Raw genomic sequence first — 6,873 nt, forward strand, 5'->3', positions numbered from 1 at the left:
CTTTAACCATAAGCACGGTTATTTTGAATGGTGATTTTTCTATCTAGGCTGTCAGCAAGATGTTGGCTGTGCGTAACCATAAGCAAGTTAACGCCTTGCTCTTCGCACAGCTCTCGCAAAAGTGATACCACTTCTTCGCTTTTCGCAGCATCTAAGTTTCCCGTCGGCTCATCGGCCAGCAATAACTTAGGCTTGTTGATCATGGCACGTGCGATACCAACTCGCTGCTGCTCACCACCTGACAATTGCTGAGGCAAGGCTGTTAATTTATGCAAAATCCCTAAGCGCTCCGCCAGCGCATTAACATCGCTTTGCTTTGGGCTCAATTGATTGAGCTGTGCTTGAAAAACGATATTGTCGTAGACGGTTAGAGGTGCAAGCAATTGATAGTGCTGAAATATCATCCCTAAACCGCGACGGTAGAGCGCCAACTCGGTATCATTAAATTGAGTAATATTTTGGCCATCAATAATAATGCTGCCGCTATCGGGCCTTAATAAACCACCAATAAGGTGGATCAGTGTAGTTTTACCCGACCCACTATCTCCAACAATAGCGACCTGTTCTTTAGCAGCAATGCTGAGACTAAGCTTATCTAATACAGCTCGATTCACTTCACCATCACAACGCGTGAAGACTAAATTTTGAACTTCTACCACTGTATGCACATTCCTTTACTACTATGTGGACGCTACTCAACGCATCTTCCTCATTAAGTAACCAAATTTTTTATTTCTCGTGTAAGCACAAATTAGTTGTCAGTTTATTACCAAGGAATAGCGTCACCGCTATAGTCGTAAAAACCACCGCTTTGTGCATCCACAAAATGAGATAACACAGAATAGATCCCATTTGCAGACTCATCTGGGGTAATTAACGCGTTGGGGCCACCCATTTCCGTTTGGACCCAACCGGGGTGAATAGCAACCGTGCGGATCCCTTCACCCAGTAAATCATTTGATAAGCTTTTTACCACTGAATTTAATGCCGCTTTCGAACTGCGATAGATGTAGCCGCCACCTTTGGTATTCATGGTGTGACTGCCTACCTTAGAGGAAATAGCCGCAAAAACCCTTTCATTGCCGTTGCAAAGATGGGTGTAAAATAGCTCTGCGAGTCGCATAGTGGAAAATACATTAACCTCCATCACCTCTCGCCACGCTTCTATATCGGTTTCACCAAATGCATAGTCTTTCGGCCCATAAATACCCGCATTGTTGATAATGATATCGATGGCAACAGGGGCCAGTTTCTCACTTAATTCTTCCATTTGGTCGTAATTGGTCACATCTAAGGCAAATACTTGGAGCTCAGGAAAAGTTGGCGCGAGAGAATTCAGTTCTGAAGCAATAAGCGGGTCTCGACAAGTTGCTAATACGTGCCATCCAGCCTGTAGATAGGTTTTAGTTAACGCAAGTCCAATACCGCGGTTTGCACCAGTGATCAGTATTTTTTTCACAGTTGAAGCTCCTAAGCCGTGATGACAAAAGCCAATAGTGTTAATTCACTATACTGATGATAGGTTGAATAATCCACTTTTTGCACACGTAGCTAGCGCTTTAAGTCACACAGCATAAATCATGAATTTAATTCAACTTTAATCAATCTTGTTCATTAAGACAATTCAGTGCACCTTACTTTATCATCAAAATACTTCACCTTATCAGTAACAAACCAGCTACCTATTGTTGCGGCAAGTCGATGCCAATTTTTGCCGCCATATATTTCTACTTTGGCAAATTCAGCGCTATACTCAGAGGCGAATCGGAAGTCATCCCACATAAGCTTTGGCTTCCAACTTTCAAAACCAGTCGCATCAAGAAATGTATAGGTTTTAGACGATATTACCGCTTTCAGTGCACTCTCGATTATTAGTGTAATAACAACATAATCTTCATGAGTGAGTTTACCTGTAGGCTTAAGTGTGAGATAAATATCATCTCCAAAACGCTCAGTGCCTACTGATATGCCATGGAACGAACTCATCATTTTTCTTCCCTTATGCTTGTCTCATAAGCAAAAAGCATAATTAAATCTCAGCTTTTTTGCCAATATCCACACTTTTTTCAGTATTGTCAGCCTCCGTTCAGATTTCTAATACTACCATGCGCGCCGTTGAGTCGATGTAGCTCAATATATGGAAATTAAAGGGATGACTATGAAAAAACTACTATCTATCGCAGCTGTTTCACTACTTGTTTCAGCAGCAGCTCAGGCTAACACTGGTAACGTACAAAAAGAGTGGTTCAACACCGCTAGTTATACAGATTATGATGGCTCTGACAACAGCGCACTGATGCTTTCTTCTCGCTATTTCTTCGCACCTCAAGAATCAGTAGGCGTATGGGATGACTTTGGCTACCTTGATACGGACAGCAATGTTGGCGTAAGTTACTTTGACGATGATTATTCAGATGCTTTCTCTGCGCGTGGTGAAGGCTTCATCACTAAAGAATGGTTTGTAACTGCTAGCATTGCAGATCTTGGCGAAGCTGATGACCATTACTCTTTCGGCTTTGGCTACCTTTACAACGACAACCTAAAGCTAAGCATTCGCCAAGAAGAGTTTGAAAACGGTGATACAACTTGGTTCAAAGCTGAGTACAATCACGAACTAAATTCTACAGATTACATCGGTTTCACAGTTGAAACTGAAGACGAATTTGATTACCTAAACCTAAGTGCACGTTACTTTATGCACGTTGGTGGTGATAGCTACTTCACAATTGATGTGGAGCACAACCGTATTGATACTGATGGTTTTGACGACAACGTAACAAACGTGCTTGCAAACTACTACTTCACTCGCAACTTTGCGCTTGGTCTAGGTTCATATGATTCAGACTTAGCAGTAGAAGCTAAATACTTCTTCAACGACACTTACTACCTTAAAGGTAGTATAGTTGACACAGACGGCGGTGAAACAAGCAACCTAACTTTTGTTGCTCAGTTCTAAATCAACACATGATTGAGGTACATCTGTACCTCCCCCAACTACTCAACATCTCATCGCGACCACACTCCGCGGTGGGGTGTTTTTTCACACTTTGAAACAAGCTACTCATCTAAATTGGGTGCATTTCACTTATCAATCGTTATTATGTATCAAAATAATAACGGAAATGCCTATATTATGATGAAGATAAAAACACTCGTGCTCGCCATTGCTGCGGCAGCCGCGCCTTTCGTTTCGGCGTACCAGACCGAAGATACTCGCCTACTCCGCTTTCCAGATATCCACAAAGATAAAGTCACTTTTGTATATGCTGGCGACATATATATTGCAGATACCAACACAGGTAAAAGTCAGCGTCTAACAGACCATATTGGTTTTGAGACCTTCCCTAAGTTCTCTCCAGATGGCAGCAAAATCGCTTTTGCCGCCGAGTATAATGGCAGCCGCCAAATCTATGTGATCAATGCTGACGGTTCAGGATTAAAGCAACTCACTTATTACAACGATGTTGGGCAAATGCCTCCTCGCGGTGGGTTCGACTATCGCGTGATGGACTGGACACCCGACGGTAAACATATCGTTTTTAGAGCAAATCGCACACCATGGGGCAAGCGTATGGGTCGCCCGTATATGGTACCAGTAGAAGGTGGACTTGAGCAGCCGATGGCCATTCCAGAAACGGGTGGTGGTATGCTCTCCCCTGATGGTAATAAGTATGTTTACACACCAATCGACAGAGAGTTTAGAACTTGGAAGCGCTCTCGTGGTGGTCGAGCTCAGGATGTATGGATTTACGACCTTGAAAACAATACGTCTAAACAACTCACCACTGACAAAGCCACCGATCAACAACCAACTTGGGTGAATGACAGTATTTACTTTGTGTCTGACCGTGACTACACACTCAACCTTTATAAATATCGCGATGGTAAGTCACCGATAAAAATGACTGACCACAAAGACTTTGACGTGCTTTGGCCATCAGCTGGGCCAGATGCCATTGTCTACGAAAATGGCGGTTACTTATATCGCTTTGAGGAAGCGACAAAGACCGCTAAGAAGCTAAAAATCGATGTAGCAGGTGTGCGTCAATATGCCATGCCATATAGTAAAAACGTTAGCGACTTTATTGATTCTATGGATATATCACACGATGGTAAGCGTGCATTGTTTACTGCCCGTGGTGAGTTATTCTCAGTCCCAGTAAAACAGGGCCCAACTCGCAACCTTTCTTACACGCCAGAAGGCCGTGAAATTGAAGCTAGCTGGTCACCGAATGGCCGTTATATTGCCTACATGAGCGATAAAACAGGTGAATATGAGATCTATCTCAAAGATAGAGCAAATAACAACAAAACCATCCAGTTAACTGACAATGGTACCATCTGGCGCTTTACACCAATTTGGTCCGCTGATAACAGCAAACTACTCTTCGCAGATAAAAACCACACGCTATGGTGGGTTGATGCGAAATCTGGCGATATGCATAAAATTGACACCGCCAAATACGACGAAGATGGTCTAACCGAATATACTTGGTCACCGAACAGTGAAGATATTGTTTTTGTTAAAAACAACGAGAACCGCTACGCCTCACTTTGGCACTATAATACTGAGGATAAAAAGGTCACTCGACTGACTAACAACATGACCAGTGAGCGTAACCCGACTTTTTCACCTGACGGCAACTACATTTATTTCACTTCTGAACGCGACTATAACCTCACCTTTAGCAGCTATGAATTTGATTATATGTTTAATAATGCCACGCGCATTTATAGCGTTGCGGTGAATAGTCAGATCAAGCCGCTTAATGCCTTTGAAAGTGATGAGTTAAGCATTCAATCAGAAGAAGAAACGAAAAAGGACAGCGAAAAACAAGCAAATCGCATTGAGGCCAACGGCTTTATGTCGCGGGTTGTATCACTCTCAGCCCCAGCGGGTAACTACGGTGCGCTTACAGGTGTTGAAGGGGGCGTACTAACCTTAACTGACGGTGCGTTAAAGCTCCTCGGCACGGAACCAGATAGCAAGCTTGAAACCGTCGCCGAAGGCGTAAGCAGCTATAAAGTTGCCGCTGGTGGTAAGCACCTGATCGCTCGCGCTGGTAACAACTTCAGTGTAATTGCACCAAAGCCAAAGCAAGATTTAAAAGCCAGTCAGCTTGATTTATCTAAGATGACACTGAAAATCGACCCGAAAGTTGAGTGGCAACAAATGTATGTAGAAGGCTGGCGCACATTACGCGACTGGTTCTACGACGAGCATCACCATGGTCAAGATTGGGATGCTATCTTGGAGAAGTATCAACCACTTGCCAGCGCTGTCGCACACCGTAGCGACTTAGACTATGTACTCAGTGAAATTGCGGGTGAAATCAACGCAGGTCACATCTACGTACAATCTGGTGATGCCCCAACAGCCGAGCGCAAAAAGCATGGTTTACTTGGCGCAGAAATAAGTGCTCATCAGTCTGGCTACGTTAAAATTGAGCGTATCTATAAAGGTGAGAACTGGCATGAAAACTACCGTTCACCACTCGATGAAACTGGCGTGAATGCCAATGCAGGTGATTACATCATCTCTGTAAATGGTCGCTCGGTAAAAGACATGGTTAACTTTTACGAGCTACTTGAAAACACCCAAGGCGAGCAAGTTGAGCTGGTATTGAGTAAATCACCAAGCGCTGATGATAGTTGGAAAACCACGGTAAAACCTGTCGCCAGCGAGCAAGGCTTACGTTACATGGCATGGGTTCAATCACGTGCTGACTACGTGGATAAATTATCAAACGGTAAGATTGGCTACGTTCACCTACCAAATACCCATTATGATGGTAATCGTTCATTATTTAAGAACTTTATGCCACAAACGAGCAAAGATGCACTGATCATCGACGACCGTTATAACGGCGGCGGCTTTATCCCTGAGCACATGATCACTTGGCTTGCTCGTAAGCCACTTAACTATTGGAAACGCCGTGGTGTTGAGCCAACAAAAACTCCACAATTTGCCCACGATGGTCCAAAAGCCATGCTTATCAATGGTTATTCAAGTTCGGGTGGTGATGCCCTACCTTACTACTTCCGTCAGGCAGGTCTTGGCAAACTGATTGGTACTCGCACTTGGGGTGGTCTTATCGGGATCTCTGGCAATCCAAGTCTTATTGACGGAGGTCAGGTTATCGCTGCAACCTTCCGAATTCTAGATAACGAAGGCAATTGGATCATCGAAAACGAGGGTGTGAGCCCTGATATCGAAGTGATCGATAGACCAGAGCTTGTTCATGCCGGTAAAGACCCTTCTGTCGAGCGTGCAGTGAAGGAGCTGTTGAAAGAGTTAAAAGATAGCCCGAAGAAAACACTGACAGTGCCTCCTGCACCATCTAAGTTCTGAGCGCGTAACTAGCTCCTCAAAGTGGTTTAAGGCTCTGACTTTAAACCACTTATTATCCTTTTAATCATTTAATTTCCCTTCTATTTTCCTTTGACTAATTCAGTATGCCGCCAATTTTTGGGCACAACAATACTTGCGCAGCACCAAGGTAACACTGCAAAAGAAAAATGCCAGACTACACACTGTGCAATCTGGCATTTTCTTAACTAACCTGAGCTGCGGATAAGAAGTGAGCTAACTAATTGTTTTTAAACATACATTAAATTATTTCCTTATCTAGCCAGAGAGTTTTAGGGATAACTAGACGAATTTACGCACCAATAGCTGGCTATTGGAAGTGAATTCAACGCAGTTAGCGTAAAAACTGGCTGCTAGAAAGGCATTAATTATCCGCAGCTCAGGTTAACTAGGACCTGTTGACCTTTGCTGTTTGATTTTTGTTCCCCTGAATGTGTTTTGGTCGCGACGCTCGACTTGCCGCCTAGTAATCTAGGCAAAAGTTGAGCAACAATGAACAAAGC

The 6,873-nt window shown here is 43.6% G+C and carries 5 protein-coding genes; 2 read left to right on the forward strand and 3 right to left on the reverse strand.

Annotated features, from left to right (window positions below):
- Nucleotides 1–2: 2 nt before the first annotated feature.
- The 3 genes from CKO50_RS08610 to CKO50_RS08620 form a co-directional block, all read right to left on the reverse strand.
- Nucleotides 3–659: an ABC transporter ATP-binding protein gene (locus CKO50_RS08610; RefSeq protein WP_095727818.1), complete on the reverse strand. Its 657-nt coding sequence runs from the start codon at nt 657–659 to the stop codon at nt 3–5.
- Between the two features lie 107 nt (nt 660–766).
- On the reverse strand, nt 767–1,459 hold the full coding sequence (locus CKO50_RS08615) for an SDR family oxidoreductase (protein ID WP_095727819.1): 693 nt from the start codon (nt 1,457–1,459) through the stop codon (nt 767–769).
- 155 nt (nt 1,460–1,614) lie between these two features.
- Complete coding sequence (locus CKO50_RS08620) at nt 1,615–1,989, reverse strand: STAS/SEC14 domain-containing protein (protein ID WP_255229503.1); 375 nt, start codon at nt 1,987–1,989, stop codon at nt 1,615–1,617.
- 169 nt (nt 1,990–2,158) lie between these two features.
- On the opposite strand from CKO50_RS08620, the gene CKO50_RS08625 reads away from it, so the two are divergent.
- Together CKO50_RS08625 and CKO50_RS08630 are read left to right on the forward strand one after the other, a co-directional pair.
- Nucleotides 2,159–2,956 carry a putative porin gene (locus tag CKO50_RS08625; RefSeq protein ID WP_095727820.1) on the forward strand — a complete coding sequence of 266 codons (798 nt, stop codon included), beginning with the start codon at nt 2,159–2,161 and terminating at the stop codon, nt 2,954–2,956.
- Nucleotides 2,957–3,100: 144 nt separating this feature from the next.
- The gene (locus CKO50_RS08630) at nt 3,101–6,352 is read left to right on the forward strand and encodes a S41 family peptidase (protein ID WP_176474633.1); all 3,252 of its coding nucleotides are present in this window, start codon (nt 3,101–3,103) and stop codon (nt 6,350–6,352) included.
- Nucleotides 6,353–6,873 lie beyond the last annotated feature (521 nt).

It is taken from the genome of Pseudoalteromonas sp. HM-SA03, from assembly GCF_002289345.1.
Lineage (GTDB): Bacteria > Pseudomonadota > Gammaproteobacteria > Enterobacterales > Alteromonadaceae > Pseudoalteromonas.